The sequence below is a fragment of the Streptomyces sp. NPDC014734 genome, assembly GCF_043083325.1.
In the GTDB taxonomy this organism is placed as follows: domain Bacteria; phylum Actinomycetota; class Actinomycetes; order Streptomycetales; family Streptomycetaceae; genus Streptomyces.
The window spans coordinates 1-15952 of the sequence record NZ_JBIBYN010000047.1; the positions used below are offsets into that span (position 1 = coordinate 1).

Genomic DNA, 15952 nt, shown 5'->3' on the forward strand with positions numbered 1-15952 from the left:
GTGGTGGGCGAGGCGGTTGGCCCGGGTGTTCAGTTCCGTGTAGGTGAGGGTGTTGTTGTCGTGTTGTACGGCGATGGCGTGCGGGGTGCGGGTGGTCTGGGCCTGGAACAGGTCGGGCAGGGTGGCGTCGGGGACGGTGTGTGCGGTGTCGTTCCATTCCCGCAGCAGTTGCCGCTGTTCCTGCGCGGAGAGGATGTCGAGGGTGCTCAGTGGCCGCGACGGGTCGGTGGTGACCGAGCGCAGCAGTCGTTCCAGGCGTTCCGCGATGGCGTGGGCTGTTTCCCGGTCGAAGAGGTCCGTCGCGAACTCCACGAAACCGCTCATACCGCTCGGCACGCCGTCGCCATCGACGTGCTCCTCCAGTGCGAAGGACAGGTCGAACTTCGCCGACTCGGCCTCCAACAGGTGTTCCCGCACGGTGAGACCGGGCAGGTCGACGTCGATGTCACTGCTGTTCTGGAAGGTCAGGATGACCTGGAAGAGCGGGTGGTGGGACAGTGACCGCGCCGGGGAGACGATCTCGACGAGTCGTTCGAAGGGGACGTCCTGGTGGGCGTAGGCGGCGAGGTTCGTTTCCCGGACCCGGTCGAGGAGTTCGGTGAAGGTGGGGTTGTCGGAGGTGTCGGTGCGCAGGACGAGGGTGTTGACGAAGAAGCCGACGAGGTTGTCGAGGGCGTCGTCGGTCCGGCCGGCGATCGGGGTGCCGATCGGGATGTCGGTGCCGGCCCCGAGCCGGGTGAGCAGGGCGGCGATACCCGCCTCCACCACCATGAAGACACTCGACTGATGGTCCCGTGCCAGCCGGGTCAGCCCCCGGTGCGTCTCCGCGTCGAGGGACAGCGGGACCGTCTCGCCGCGGTGGCTTGCCTCGGCCGGACGCGGCCGGTCCGTCGGCAGTTCCAACTGTTCCGGCAGCCCTGCCAGGGCCGTGCGCCAGTGGTCGATCTGCCGGGTGATCACACTGTCCGGGTCGGACTCGTCGCCGAGCACCTCCCGCTGCCACAACGCGTAGTCGGCGTACTGCACCCGCAGCGGCTCCCATGCCGGGGCCCGGCCCTCACGACGGGCCGCGTACGCCACCGACACATCACCCACCAACGGTGCCAGCGAGGAACCGTCGCTCACGATGTGATGGGCGAGCAGCAGCACGAGGTGGTCGTCGGGAGCCGTCGTGAACACCCAGGCCCGCAACGGCAGATCCCGGGTCAGGTCGAAGGCGTGGCCGACGGCCCGGGCGACCGCCGCGTCCAGGTCCTCCGGGGCGACGGCGACGGTGTCCACGACGGGCCGGGCGGTCTCGCCGTCGAGGATGTGCTGGTACGGGGTGCCGTCCTGCTCCGGGAAGACGGTCCGCAGGCTCTCGTGCCGCGCGACCAGGTCCTCGATCGCCGCGCGCAGGGCCGGTACGTCCAGTTCGCCGGAGAGCCGGAGCGGCATCGGCACGTTGTAGGTGGCGCTGGGGCCCTCCAGCTGGTGCAGGAACCACAGACGCCGCTGGGCCGGGGAGAGCGGGATCCGTTCGGGCCTCGGCACGGGGGTCAGGGCGGCCCGGGCCCGGGCCGCGCCTTCGAGGCGCTCGGCGAGCCGGGCGGCCGTGGGTGCCTCGAACAGGTCGCGCACGGCCGGCTCGACCCCGAGCACGGTCCGCACTCTGCTGATCAGGCGCATGGCGAGCAGGGAGTGCCCGCCCAGTGCGAAGAAGTTGTCATCGGCCGATACCCGTTCCACGCCGAGCACCTCGGCGAAGAGACCGCGAAGGATGTCCTCGCCGGGCCCGCGCGTGCCGCGTCCCGCCCGCGCGGCGACCGTCGCCGTGGGGGCGGGCGCGGGCAGTGCCCGGCGGTCCAGCTTGCCGTTCGGGGAGAGCGGCAGCTCGTCGAGCGGAACCACCGCCGACGGCAGCATGAAGTCCGGCAGCACCGTCGCCGCCCGGGCCAGCAGGGCCGCAGGGTCGGTGACGGTGCCCGCGGCCCCCACGACGTAAGCGACGAGGCGCTGGTCGCCGGGCCGGTCCTCGCGGACGACGACCGCCGCGGCCCCGACCGCCGGATCGGCGGCGAGGACCGCCTCGATCTCACCGGGCTCGATGCGGTGGCCACGGACCTTGACCTGGTCGTCGGTGCGGCCCAGGTACTCCAGCCGTCCGTCGCCGCTCCACCGGGCGAGGTCGCCCGTGCGGTACATGCGTGAGCCGGGCGCGCCGAACGGGCAGGCGACGAAGCGTTCGGCCGTGAGCCCGGGCCGTCCCGCGTAGCCCCGCGCGAGCTGGGGGCCCGCGAGGTACAGCTCGCCGGGCACCTCGGCCGGCACCGGGCGCAGCGCGGCGTCCAGCACGAGGGCACGGGTGTTCCGCACCGGGCGGCCGATCGGCACCGTCGCCGTGTCACGGGCCGGGTCGAAACGGTGGTGCGTGGCCTGCACGGTGCATTCGGTGGGGCCGTAGAGGTTGTGCACGCCGACGTCCCACGCGTCGGCGACGCGCCGCGCCAGCAGCGGCGGGAGCGGCTCGCCGCCGACGAAGACGTGCCGCAGCGGCAGCCGGTCGCCCCCGTCTGCGGCGTCTGCCACGACTGTCAGCAGGGAGGGCACGAACTGGGCGACGGTCACGTCGTGTTCCGCGAGGCAGGCCAGGAGCTGCCGCGGGTCGCGCACGGCCCGGTCCGGGGCGACGCAGACCGCCGCCCCGGTGAGCAGCGGCAGCCACGTCTCCCACACCGACGCGTCGAACGCGGGTGACGTCCGGGCCAGGACGGTGTCCTGCGGGCCGAGCGGGAACGCGTCGGTCATCCACGCGAGATGGTGCACGAGCGCCCGGTGCTCGACCCGCACACCCTTCGGGCGTCCCGTGGAACCGGACGTGTAGATGGTGTAGGCGGGGTGGGCGGGCAGCAGCGGGGCCGCGCGCTCGGCGTCGTCGGGGTTCCCCGCCCGTCGGCCGGCGAGCGCGGCGAGGGTCCCGGGGGAGTCGATCACCAGCCGCGGCACCGGGCTGTCGGCGAGCGCGGCGTCGGTCGCCGCGGCCGTGATGACGAGGCCGGGCACCGCGTCGGCCAGCACGAAGGCGATCCGGTCCACGGGGTGCCCGGGATCCAGCGGCAGATAGGCGGCGCCGCTCTTCAGCACGGCGAGGACCGCGACGACCAGTTCCGCCGAGCGCGGCAGCGCCAGCGCCACCAGCCGCTCCGGCCCGGCCCCCCGTTCGATCAGGAGCCGCGCGAGACGGTTCGCCCCGGCGTTCAGTTCCGCGTACGTCAGGGACGTGTCCTCGAACACGATCGCCGTGGCGTCCGGCGTCCGGGCCGCCCGGTCCTCGAACAGGGCGACGAGATGCGTGTCCGGCACCTCCCGGCCGGGCCCGTCCCCGCCGGGTGGGGAAAGCTCGTCGGCGTCGGCCAGCGCCACCCGCCCCAGCGGGGTGTCCGGGAGCGTGACCATCGACTCCAGCAGCCGCGCCACCCGGTCCAGGACGGCGTCCGCGGTCGCCTCGCCGAACAGGTCGGGGCGGCGGTCCAGGCGCAGCGTCAGCCGGCCGCCGAGCTGGTCGGCCGCGAGGTTGAGGGCGTAATGCGTGGCGTCACGGCCCTCGACCTCGGTCAGCCGCAGCCCGGCGACGGGGGAGTCCCCCTCGTCCTCCCCGACCGGGAAGTTCTCGAACACCATCGTGGTGTCGAACAGGTCGTTGGTTCCCGCAAGTTGCTGGATCCGGGACAGTCCCAGGAACTGGTGGGGGAACAGCTCGCTCTGCTCCTCCTGGAACCGTGCCAGATTGTCGAGCAGCGACCGCGCCGGGTCCAGCCGGGCCCGGACCGGGACGGTGTTGATGAACAGGCCGATCATCGCGTCGGAGCCGGGCAGGTCGGCCGGTCGCGTCGACACCGTCGTCCCGAACACCACGTCGTCGCGCCCGGTCAGATGGGACAGGACGGCCGCCCACGCGCCCTGGACCAGGGTGCTCATGGTCAGCCGCCGGGCCCGCGCCACGGCCGTCAGCTCCGCGGTCAGGCCCTCCGGCAGCTCCCGCAGGACGCGCCGCGGCAGTGCCGGGACCGGGTCGGTTCGTCCCGACACCCGGGTCGGCTCCCCGACCCCGTCCAGTGCCTTGCGCCACTCCCGTTCGGCGGCGGCCACGTCCTGCCGGGACAGCCACGCCAGGTAGTCGCGGTAGGGGGTGACCGGGGGCAGCCCGGCGGGGCTGCCCCCGCGCCCGTAGAGGGTGAACAACTCGTCGAGCAACAGCGGTGTCGACCAGCCGTCGACCAGGACGTGATGGCAGGTCAGGACCAGGCAGTACCGTTCCTCGCCGAGCCGGGCCAGCGTCATCCGCAGCAGCGGCGGCCGGGCCAGGTCGAAGCGCTCGGCCCGGTCGGCCGCGCACAGCCGTTCCAGCTCGGCCTCGCGCGCCGCCCCGTCCCCGGCGCCCGTCAGCTCCGCCTCGCGCCAGGGCAGTTCCACCGCGCGGTGGACCACCTGGATCGACCCACCGTTCTTACGGGTGCGGAACCCCGCCCGCAGGTTCGCGTGCCGGGCCAGCAGCGCCTCGGCCGACCTCCGCAGCAGTCCCGCGTCCACGGCGCCCTCGATCCGCAGGACCAGCTGGACGTGGTAGATGTCGGGCGCCTCCCGGTCGTACAGGGCGTGGAACAGGAACCCTTCCTGCAGCGGCGCGAGCGGCAGGACGTCCTCAAGTGCGGACTTCGTCTTCACGGCATTTCCAATTCGGCTTCGAGGTCGTCGATTTCGTCCTGACTCAGCGAGACCAGAGAGAGGTCGGAGGGTGTGTGACCACCCGCGTCCGGAGCCTCGGAGTGGACCACCAGCGCGGTCAGCGTCGCGAACCAGCCCTCGGCGAGCTCCCGCACGTCCGGCTCGGCCAGCAGCCCGTCCGGCCAGTTCCAGGTGGCGGTGAGACGCGGCCCGTCGGCGTGGTCCTCCGTCACCGCGTTGATGACCAGGGCGTGTGTCATCGGCATGCGCGGGTCGTGGCCCGCCGGTGTCTCCGCGTCGGCCACCAGGTCCCAGTCCCGTACCTCGGAACCCTCCGACGCGGCCATCCGGCCCAGGTAGTTGAATCCGATCTGCGGCCCGGCGCGGCCCGCCAGCAGCGGCGCGGTGTCCGGGTTCAGGTGGCGGAGCAGGCCGAAGCCCATTCCGTTGTCCGGCAGCGCCCTCAACTGCTCCTTGATCAGCTTCACCACGCGGCTCAGCTCGGGGCCGCCCGCCAGCACGTCGTCCCAGTCGGGCCGGCCCGGATCGAGCCGTACCGGGTACAGGCTGGTGAACCAGCCCACGGTGCGGGCCAGATCGGTCCCGGGGACGATCTCCTCGCGGCCGTGCCCCTCCAGGTCGACCAGGACCGGGCCCGCGGCCGTGCCCCGGCGCCGCCGCCAGGCGCCGACCGCCGCGGCGAGTCCGCTCAGCAGCACGTCGTTGATCCTGGCGTGGAAGACACCCGGAACGGAGGTCAGCAGGGGCTGCGTGACCGCCGCGGGCAGCGTCAGGGTGAGCGACCGGGCGGCGGCACCGAGGTCCCGCGCCGGGTCCGGGGCGCGGTCACCGAGGAGCGGCTCCGGCGTGCCGAGGATCTCCGTCCACAGCTCCAGCTCGGCGAGCCGCTCGGGGGCGCGCGCCGCCGCCTCCAGACGCCGCGCCCACTGCCGCAGCGAGGTACCGGAACGTTCCAGCCGCACCGGCGCACCGGCGCGCACCGCGTTCCACGCGGCGACCAGGTCCGGCAGCAGGATCCGCCAGGACACGCCGTCGACGACGAGATGGTGCAGCACCAGCAGCAGCCGGCCCGGCACCCCGGGCCCCGCGTCGAACCAGACGGCCTGCACCACGGCGGCGTCCCCCGGCGCCAACCGGTCCCGGGCACGGGCGCCCTCCTCGGCCATCAGCGCGTCCAGCGCGGACCCGGCCGCCCCTCCGGCGTCGACCCGCCGTACACGGTCCCCGGCGGCGACCTCGCCGGCCGGCAGCACCTCCATCTCCCACAACGGCGCCCCGGCCCCCTCCGCGGGCGGCACCGTCGTCACCTTCAGCCGCAACGCGTCGTGGTGGTCGAGCAACGCCTGCAACGCCCCGGTCAGACCGGGCAGGTCGAGGTCCGCGGGCGCCCGGAGGACCAGCGACTGGTTGAACCCGTCGACGGGCGCGTCAAGTTCCCGCAGCCAGTGCATGATCGGGGTCGGTGGCAGCGGACCGACGGCGTCCTTCGCGTCCTCCGCGGCGAGCGCGTCCGGCACGTCGGTGGCGTGCGCGGCGAGCGCCTCCACCGTCTGGTGCCGGAACACGTCCCGCGCGGTGAGGGCCAAGCCGTGCGCACGGGCCCGGGAGATCAGCTGGATGGAGAGGATGCTGTCACCGCCCAGCTCGAAGAAGCTGCTGGCGACACCGACCCGCGGCAGACCCAGCACCTCCGCGAAGACCCGGCACAGCGTCTCCTCACGGGGCGTGCGCGGCGGCGTCACCTCCGCCTCCGCGCTGAAGTCCGGAGCCGGCAGGGCCGCCGTGTCCAGCTTGCTGTTCGCCGTCAGCGGCAGCGCCGCCAGGACGACGAACGCCGAGGGCACCATGTAGTCCGGCAGCCGCCCCGCCAGGTGGGCGCGCAGCTCCCCGGTGTCCTCGTGGGCGGCACCCGCGAACCCGTCCGGGACCACGTAGGCCACGACCCGCCTGTCACCGGGCCGGTCCTCCCGGACCACGACCGCCGCCTGGGCCACCGCCGGGTGCGCGGTGAGCACGTTCTCGATCTCGCCCGGCTCGATGCGGAAACCGCGCACCTTCACCTGCCGGTCCACCCGGCCGAGGAACTCCAGCTCGCCGTCGGCCCGCCACTTCACCAGATCACCGGTGCGGTACATCCGCGAACCCGGGGTGCCGAACGGGGCGGCGACGAACCGCTCCGCGGTCAGCGCGGGCCGGTCCAGATAGCCGCGGGCCAACTGCACCCCGGCGACGTACAGTTCGCCGGGAACACCCGCCGGGACCGGGCGCAACGCCTCGTCCAGCACGTATACCCGGCAGTTGCGGACCGGACGGCCGATCGGCGGGGCCACCGGCTCGGACAGGGCGGCGCTGGACGTCACCCACACCGTCGCCTCGGTCGGCCCGTAGCCGTTGAACAGGCGGCGGCCCGGCGCCCACCGCGCCACCACCTCGCCGGTGAAGGAGTCACCGCCGACGGCCAGCGACCGCAGCTCGGGAAGCGCGGCCTCCGGCATGCTCGCCAGCGCCGCCGCCGCGATCGGCAGGTGGTTGATCCTCAGCTCCCGCAGCGCCTGCGCGAGAGCCTCCCCCGCGAACGGGCCGCCCGACGGGATCACCAGACACGCCCCGGACAGCAGGGCCAGCCACATCTCCAGCACCGACGCGTCGAAGCTGGGCGACGCGAACTGCGAGACCCGGTCGCCCTCGGCGACCCCGCAGCGCTCGATCTTGTCGGCGGCGAAGCTCGCCATGCCGGAGTGCTCCACCACCACGCCCTTGGGGCGGCCCGTCGACCCGGACGTGTAGATGACATAGGCGGGGTGCCCGAGCCGCAGCGCCGCGGTGCGGTCGGCGTCCGTCGGATCGTGCTCCGGCCCGGCGGGCCCGGTCACGCGCACGACCGGTATCCCCGTCTCCGGAAGGCGCCCGGTGGTGGCCCCGTCCGTCACGACCAGCGAGGGCCGGGCGTCGTCGAACATGTACGCCACCCGCTCCGCGGGATAGCCGGGGTCCACCGGCAGATAGGCGGCGCCCGCCTTGAGAGCCGCCAGCACGGCGATCACCAGGTCGGCGGAGCGCGGCAGCGCCAGGGCCACGATCCTCTCCGGCCCCGCCCCCTGCCCGATCAGCCGATGGGCGAGACGATTGGCCCGCCGGTTCAGCTCCGCGTACGTCAGCACCAGGCCGTCGTGCTCCACGGCGGGCGCCTGCGGGTGGCGGGCCACGCACTCCTGGAACAGCTCCGGCAGGACCGCCGCCGGAGTGGCGTGATCCGTGGCGTTCCACTCCACGAGCAGCCGCTGGTGTTCGTCCGCGGCGAGCACGTCGAGCGCGCCGACCGGCCTGGTGGCGTCCGCGACCGCCGAGCGCAGCAGCCGCTCCAGGCGGGCGGCGAGCTCCCTCGCCGTGGCCGGGTCGAAGAGGTCCGTGGCGAACTCGACGGTGCCCACGAGCCCGGCGGGAGCCCGGTCCGCGGTGTGCAGCTCCTCCATGTTGAACGCCAGGTCCATCCGGGCGGCCCCGGTGTCGACCTCGTCCAGACCGACCGCGAGACCGGGGAGCCGGACCGTCGCCTCATCGGTGTTCTGGAGGATCAGCATGACCTGGAACAGCGGGTGGTGCGCCATCGACCTGGCCGGGTTGACGACCTCCACGAGCCGCTCGAAGGGCACGTCCTGGTGGGCGTAGGCGGAGAGATCGGCCTCCCGCACCCGGGCGAGCAGCTCCGCGAAGGACGGGTCGCCGGAGGTGTCGGTGCGCAGCACCAGCGTGTTGACGAAGAGCCCGACCAGATGGTCCAGCGCGTCGTCGACCCGGCCCGCGACCGGCGTTCCGACCGGAATGTCCGTGCCCGCGCCGAGCCGGGTCAGCAGCGCTGCCAGCCCGGCCTGCAGAACCATGAACACGCTGCACCGGTGCTCCCGCGCCAGCCGTACCAGCCCCGCCTGCAACCCGGTGTCCCACGCGAACTCGACCCGGTCGCCGTGGTGGCCCGCCACCGCCGGGCGCGGCCGGTCGACGGGCAGCTCCAGCCGGTCGGGCAACCCCGCCAGCGCCGCCCGCCAGTGGGCGATCTGACCGGCGACCAGGCTGTCCGGGTCGTCCTCGTCGCCGAGCACCTCCCGCTGCCACAGCGTGTAGTCCGCGTACTGCACGGGCAGCGCCGCCCACGCGGGCGCCCGCCCCGCGCGGCGGGCCGTGTAGGCCTCGGTCAGGTCGTCGGTGAGCGGGGCGAGGGACGCGCCGTCGCAGGCGATGTGGTGGGCGAGCACGAGCAGGGTGTGCTCACCCGGCGCGGTCTCGAACAGCAGGCTGCGCAGCGGCGGTTCCGCCGTCAGGTCGAACGCGTACCGGGCGGCCTCGGCAAGCTGTCCGTCCAGCTCCTCGGGGCTGCTGCGGACCAGTTCCAGCACCGGGTGCGCCGCGTCCTCCAGCACCAGTTGGTACGGGGTCCCGTCCCGCTGCGGGAAGACGGTGCGCAGGCTTTCGTGCCGGGTCACCAGGTCGGCGAGCGCGGCGCGCAGCGCGGCCACGTCCAGCTCACCCGACAGCCGCATCACCAGCGGCATGTTGTACGTCGGGCTCGGCCCCTCCAACTGGTGCAGGAACCACAGCCGTTGCTGGGCGGACGACAGCGGGACGAGCTCCGGCCGGCGCACCGGCCGCAGTGGTGACCTGCGCGCCGTGCCCGCCCCGTCGAGCCACCCGGCCAGCGCCGCCGGTGTCGGTGCCTCGAACAGGTCCCGCAGCGCCGGCTCCGCGCCGAGCGTGGTGCGGATCCGGCTGGTGAGCCGGGTGGCGAGCAACGAGTGGCCGCCCAGCCGGAAGAAGTCGTCGTGGACACCGACCTCGTCGAGCCCCAGCACCTCCGCGAACAGCCCGCACAGCAACTCCTCGCGCGGGCCGCGCGGACGTTGCGGTCCCGTGGCCCGGTCGGCGGCGGGCGCGGGCAGCGCACCACGGTCCAGCTTGCCGTTCGGAGTCAGGGGGAAGGCGTCCAGCAGCACGAACGCGGACGGCACCATGTACTCCGGCAGGGTGCGCGCCACCCACGAGCGCAGCTCGTCCGGGCCCGGACGTTCCTCGCCCGGGCCGGGCACCACGTACGCCACGAGCCGCTGGTCTCCCGGGCGGTCCTCGCGGACCGTCACCACGGCCCGGGCCACCTCGGGGTGGCCCAGCAGAACGGCCTCGGTCTCGCCCAGCTCGATCCGGAAGCCGCGCACCTTGACCTGGTGATCGACGCGGCCGACGAACTCCAGCTGTCCGTCCGCCCGCCATCTCGCCAGGTCACCGGTGCGGTACATGCGGGTGCCCGGAGCGCCGTACGGGTCGGCGACGAACCGCCCGGCCGTCAGGTCCGGCCGGCCCCGGTAGCCGCGTGCCACGCCTTCACCGGCGATGTACAGCTCGCCCGGCACACCCGGGGGCACCGGCCGCAGCGCGGCGTCCAGCACGTACACCCGGGTGTTGGCGACCGGCCGCCCGATCGGCGGGGTGCCGTCGGCGCCCACCGCGGCGGACGCCGACCAGATGGTCGTCTCCGTCGGCCCGTACAGGTTGGTGACGCCGGCCGCCGCCCCGGCCAGCCGGTGCGCCAGCGGCGCGGGCAGCGCCTCGCCGCCGACCAGGACCCGCAGCCCGTGCACCGCCTCCGGGTCCTCGTCGACGAGGCTCTGCCACAGCGACGGGGTGGCCTGCATGACGGTCGCCCCGGACGCGCGGATCAGGCCGGAGAGCAGGCGGGTGTCGTGCACCTCGTCCGTGCCGGCCAGCACCACCGTCGCACCGGACACCAGCGGCAGGTACAGCTCCAGACCGGCGATGTCGAAGGCGATGGTGGTCACCGCGAGCAGCCGGTCCCCGGGGCTCACCCCGGCACACCGTTCCATCGCGGTGAGGAAGTTGACGAGGTTCCCGGCGGTGACGACGACCCCCTTGGGGCGGCCGGTCGAACCGGAGGTGTAGATGACGTATGCCGGGCTCGCCGCGGAGGCTCCCGCCGGGCGCTCGGCCGCCGTGAGGTCGGCACCGGACGGTCCGTCCGGCACCGCCCGGCCGGGCTCGTCCGCGACGGACTCGTCGCCGACGACGAGCAGCCGGTCCGCGGGGACCGGCAACCGCTCCGCGAGCCCGGCGGAGGTGATCACGCAGACGGGCGTGGCGTCGTCCAGCACATAGGCGATCCGGTCGGCGGGATACCCCGGGTCCAGCGGCAGATAGGCAGCCCCGGTCTTGGCCACGGCCAGCAGCGCCACCACCAGCTCCGTGCCGCGCGGCAGCGCCACCGCGACGTACCGCTCCGGCCCGACCCCCCGGGCGAGCAGACGCCGGGCCAGTCGGTTGGCCCGCGCGTTCAGCTCCCCGTACGACAGCCGTACGTCGCCGCACACCACCGCCTCCGCCTCGGGCCGGGCGGCGGCCCGGGCCTCGAACAGCCGGGGCAGTGTCCCGGCGGGCACCTCGCACGCGGTGTCGTTCCAGGTGACGAGCTGCTGCCGCCGCTCCTGCTCCGACAGCGCCGGAAGCTCCCCGACCGGGCGCGCCGGATCGGCCACGGCCGCGCGCAGCAGCCGCTCCAGACGCGTGGCGAACGTGGTCACCGTCTCCGGATCGAACAGCTCGGCGGCGAACTCGACGTCGACGGCGATGCCCTCGCAGCGGCCCTCGGCGCCGAGCCGCTCCTCCAGCTCGAAGGACAGGTCGAACTTCGACCCTCCTGTGCCGACCCCGTCCAGCTCGGTCCGCAGCCCCGGCAGCTCCAGGTCCGCCTCGGCGTTGTTCTGCAGCACCAGCAGAATCTGGAACAGCGGATGGCGGGCCATCGACCGGACCGGGTTGACGATTTCGACGAGTCGTTCGAAGGGGACGTCCTGGTGGGCGTAGGCGGCGAGGTTCGTGTCGCGGACCCGGTCGAGGAGTTCGGTGAAGGTGGGGTCGCCGGAGGTGTCGGTGCGCAGGACGAGGGTGTTGACGAAGAAGCCGACGAGGTCTTCCAGCGCGTCGTCGGTACGGCCCGCGACCGGGGTGCCGATCGGGATGTCGCTGCCCGCGCCGAGGCGGCTCAGCAGGGCCGCGAGGGCGGCCTGGACCACCATGAACACACTGGCCTGCCGCTCCCGCGCCAGCCGGACGACGTCCTCGTGCAGTTCGGCGTCCCAGAACGCGCCGACCGCGTCGCCCCGGTACCCGGCGACCGCCGGACGGGGCCGGTCGGAGGGCAGCTCCAACTGGTCCGGCAGCCCCGCCAACCGCGTACGCCAGTAGGCGACCTGCTCGCTGATGAGGCTGTCCGGGTCGTCCTCGTCGCCGAGCACCTCCCGCTGCCACAGCGTGTAGTCCGCGTACTGGACCGGCAGCGGCTCCCACTGCGGGGCGCCGCCCCGGCAGCGGGCCGCGTAGGCCACCGACAGGTCCCGGGTCAGCGGGGCGAGCGAACCGCCGTCGGCGGCCACGTGGTGCACGAGCAGCAGCAGCACGTGCTCCCGCGGAGCCAGTTCGAACAGCCAGGTGCGGACCGGCACGTCCGACGTCAGGTCGAAGGTGTGCCGGGCCGCCGCCGAGAGCAGCCCGTCGAGCCGCTCCCGGTCGGTGCGCACCAGCTCGACCTCGGACCGGGCGTCCTTTGCCGGCAGGATCCGCTGGTACGGCGTGCCGTCCTGTTCCGGGAAGACGGTCCGCAGGCTCTCGTGCCGGTCCATCACGTCGCGGACGGCGCCGCGCAGGGCCTCGGTGTCCAGTTCACCCGTCAGCCGTAGCTGAAGGGGCAGGTTGTAGGTGGCGCTCGGTCCCTCGAACTGCTGAAGGAACCACAGGCGTCGCTGGGCGAACGACAACGGAATCATGCTCACTCCTCCGACCTCGGCATCGGCCGCAGGGCCGGCCGGACTCTCTTCTTCCTCGCACCGGTGACGTGCGCGTTCAGCGCGGCCACCGTGGGTGCCTCGAACACGGCGCGGATGGGCAGTTCGACACCCAGTTCCGCGCGGACCTGATTGACCAGCTTCGTCGCCAGCAGGGAGTGCCCGCCCAGGTCGAAGAAGCTGTCGTCGACGCCGACCCGGGGCAGCCCCAGAACCTTGGCGAAGATCGCGCAGAGGCTCTCCTCCTCGGGGTTCCTCGGCTGCCGGGACGACACCGCGGCCGAGGCGTCCGGAACCGGCAGCGCACGCCGGTCCAGCTTTCCGTTCGGCGTCAGCGGCAGTGCGCCGAGGACGACGAACGCGGACGGCACCATGTAGTCGGGCAGCCGCCCCGCCGCGTGTGCCCGCAGGTCGGCCACCGACGGGGTGTCGCCGTCGGCCGGGACCACATAGGCCACCAGCCGCTGGTCCCCGGGCCGGTCCTCGCGCACCAGCACCACGGCGCCGCGCACCCCCGGATGAGTCACGAGCACACTGTCGATCTCGCCGGGCTCGATCCGGAACCCGCGCAGCTTGACCTGGTCATCGGCGCGCCCCAGGTACTCCAGCTGTCCGTCCGCCCGCCATTTCGCCAGGTCACCGGTGCGGTACATGCGGGTGCCCGGAGCGCCGTACGGGTCGGCGACGAACCGTTCCGTCGTCAGCCCCGGCCGGTCCAGATAGCCGCGGGCGAGCTGGGCGCCCGCCACGTACAGCTCGCCCGGCACCCCGGCCGGGACCGGCCGCAGCAGTTCGTCGAGCACGTACACCCGGGCGTTTCGGACCGGGCGGCCCACCGGGGCCGTGTCCGGCCAGTCGGCGACCTCGCCCGCGAAGGTGTACGAGGTTGCCGCGTGCGTCTCGGTGGGGCCGTAGTGGTTGTGCAGTCGGCGCTGCCGTCGTCCGAACAGCGCGCGCAGCGCGTCGCCGAGCACCAGCGCCTCACCGGCCTGCGCGATGTCGGTGAGTTCGGGCAGCTCCAGGCCCTGCGCGGCGGCCTCCTCGCTCACCGCGCCGATGACCAGGTTCGGCGCGTACAACTCGTTCACCCGCCGTTCGCCGAGCCAGCGGGCGAACGCCGCCGGATCCCGGCGCACGTCGTCGTCCGGCACGACCAGGGTGCTGCCGTGCAGCAGCGCCGACAGGATCTCCTGCACCGACACGTCGAAGCTGATGGCGGTGAACTGCGCGACCCTGCGCCCCGCCCCGCCCGGGATGGACCCGCGGTGCCAGGTCAGCAGGTTCACCAGCGCCCCGCCCGGCATGACGACACCCTTGGGCCTGCCGGTGGATCCGGAGGTGTAGATGACGTAGGCCGGATGGGCCGGCCGCAGCGAGGTGACCCGGTCGGCGTCCGTGGGCGCGCTGTCCGGCCGTCCGCGCAGGGCGGTGACGGTCGCTGCCTCGTCGAGGAGCAGCCGCGGCACACCGTCGGTGTCCGGCAGCGCCGCCGCCGTCCGGCAGTCGCTCAGCAGGCACGCGGGGGTCGCGTTGCCCAGCATGTACGCCACCCGGTCCGCCGGGTAGTCCGGGTCGACCGGCAGGTAGGCGGCCCCGGCCTTCAGGACGGCGAGGATGGCGACGACCAGCTCCGCCGAACGCGGCAGCCCGATCGCGACGTACCGCTCCGGGCCGACGCCCCGCGCGATCAGCTCGTGCGCCAGCCGGTTGGCCCGCGCGTCGAGTTCGCGGTAGGTCAGCGCGACCCCGCCGTCCTCGACGGCGACGGCGTCCGGAGTGCGGGCCGCCTGCGTCGCGAGCAGTTCCGGCAACGTCTCCCCCGGCACGTCCGAGGAGGTGTCGTTCCACTCCGTGAGGACCCGCAGCCGCTCCCGCGACGAGAGCAGGTCCGCCTCGCCGATCGGACGGGACGGGTCGGCGACCACCGACCGCAGCAGCCTCTCCCAGCGGGCGACCAGCTCCCGCGCGGTGGCCCGGTCGAAGAGATCGGTGGCGAACTCCAGCGCACCCGTGATCCCGGCCGTCCGGCCGTCCTCGCCGTGCCGTTCACCCATGTGGAAGGTCAGGTCGAACTTGGCCGCGAAGGCACTGAACTCGGCGTCGGAGACGGAGAGTCCCTCCATCGCGAAGTCGCCCTCGACCTTGTTCGCCAGCACCAGCATCACCTGGAAGAGCGGGTGGTGGGCGAGTGAGCGGGTGGGGTTGACGATTTCGACGAGTCGTTCGAAGGGGACGTCCTGGTGGGCGTAGGCGGCGAGGTTCGTCTTCCGGACCCGGTCGAGGAGTTCGGTGAAGGTGGGGTCGCCGGAGGTGTCGGTGCGCAGGACGAGGGTGTTGACGAAGAATCCGACCAGGTTGTCGAGGGCGTCGTCGTCGCGGCCCGCGACTGGGGTGCCGATCGGGATGTCGTTGCCCGCGCCGAGACGGGTGAGCAGGGCGGTCAGGGTGGCGTGCAGGACCATGAAGACGGTGGCCCGGTGTTCGCGGGCGAGCTTCGCGATCCCCTCGTGCAGCTCCGCGTCCCAGGCGAAGTCGACGTCCTCGCCCCGGTAGCCCGCCACCGCGGGCCGCGGCCGGTCCGTGGGCAGCCGGAGCTGCTCGGGCATGCCGGCCAGGGCGGTGCGCCAGTGGTCGATCTGCCGGGAGATGACACTCTCCGGGTCGGACTCCTCGCCGAGCACCTCCCGCTGCCACAGCGTGTAGTCGGCATACTGCACCGGCAGCGGCTCCCACCGCGGGGTCCGGCCCGCGCGCCGCGCGGCGTAGGCCACCGACAGGTCGTGGGCCAGTGGATCGGTCGACCAGCCGTCACTGGCGATGTGATGGGCGAGCAGCAGCAGCACGTGCTCGTCCGCCCCGAGCGCGAACAGCGTCACCCGCAGCGGGATCTCCGTCGCCAGCTCGAAGGGGTGCGCTACCGCGTGGGTCAGCGCCGCGTCCAGTGCCGCGGCGTCGGTCTCCACCGTCTCCAGTGCGGGCCGGGCGGCCTCGCCGTCCAGGATGTGCTGGTAGGGGGTGCCGTCCTGCTCCGGGAAGACGGTGCGCAGGCTCTCGTGCCGCCGGACCAGGTCGTCCAGTGCCCCGCGCAGGGCGGTGACGTCGAGTTCGCCCTTCAGTCGCAGTGCCATCGGCACGTTGTACGTGGCGTTCGGGCCCTCCAGCCGGTACAGGAACCACAGGCGCCGCTGGGCCGGGGACAGCGGGATGCGGTCCGGGCGCCCGACCGGTGCCAGAGGCACCCGCACCCCCGCGGAGACCGAGTCGATCCGACGGGCCAGCGAAGCGGCCGTCGGTGTTTCGAAGAGGTCGCGGACGGTGAGTTCGGTGTTGAGGGTGGTGCGGATGCGGCTGAGGAGGCGGACGGCGGAGAGGGAGTGTCCGCC

Annotated in this window: 3 protein-coding genes; all 3 read right to left on the reverse strand. The window is 73.7% G+C overall.

The window, feature by feature from the left end:
• Positions 1 to 4704: amino acid adenylation domain-containing protein (locus tag ACF1CT_RS37035; RefSeq protein ID WP_391788435.1), on the reverse strand; the 4704-nt coding region annotated here is incomplete at its 3' end.
• Positions 4701 to 12551, reverse strand: a complete 7851-nt coding sequence (locus ACF1CT_RS37040) for an amino acid adenylation domain-containing protein (protein WP_391788436.1) — start codon at positions 12549 to 12551, stop codon at positions 4701 to 4703. The genes ACF1CT_RS37035 and ACF1CT_RS37040, both read right to left, overlap by 4 nt.
• A gap of 2 nt (positions 12552 to 12553) precedes the next feature.
• Positions 12554 to 15952 (reverse strand): amino acid adenylation domain-containing protein (locus ACF1CT_RS37045; protein ID WP_391788437.1); only part of this gene is annotated, 3399 nt, incomplete at its 5' end.

What these genes read in the sequence shown, in the direction of transcription:
- ACF1CT_RS37040 (WP_391788436.1), bottom strand. Translation starts at nt 12,551, where the DNA reads ATGATTCCGTTGTCGTTCGCCCAGCGACGCCTGTGGTTCCTTCAGCAG.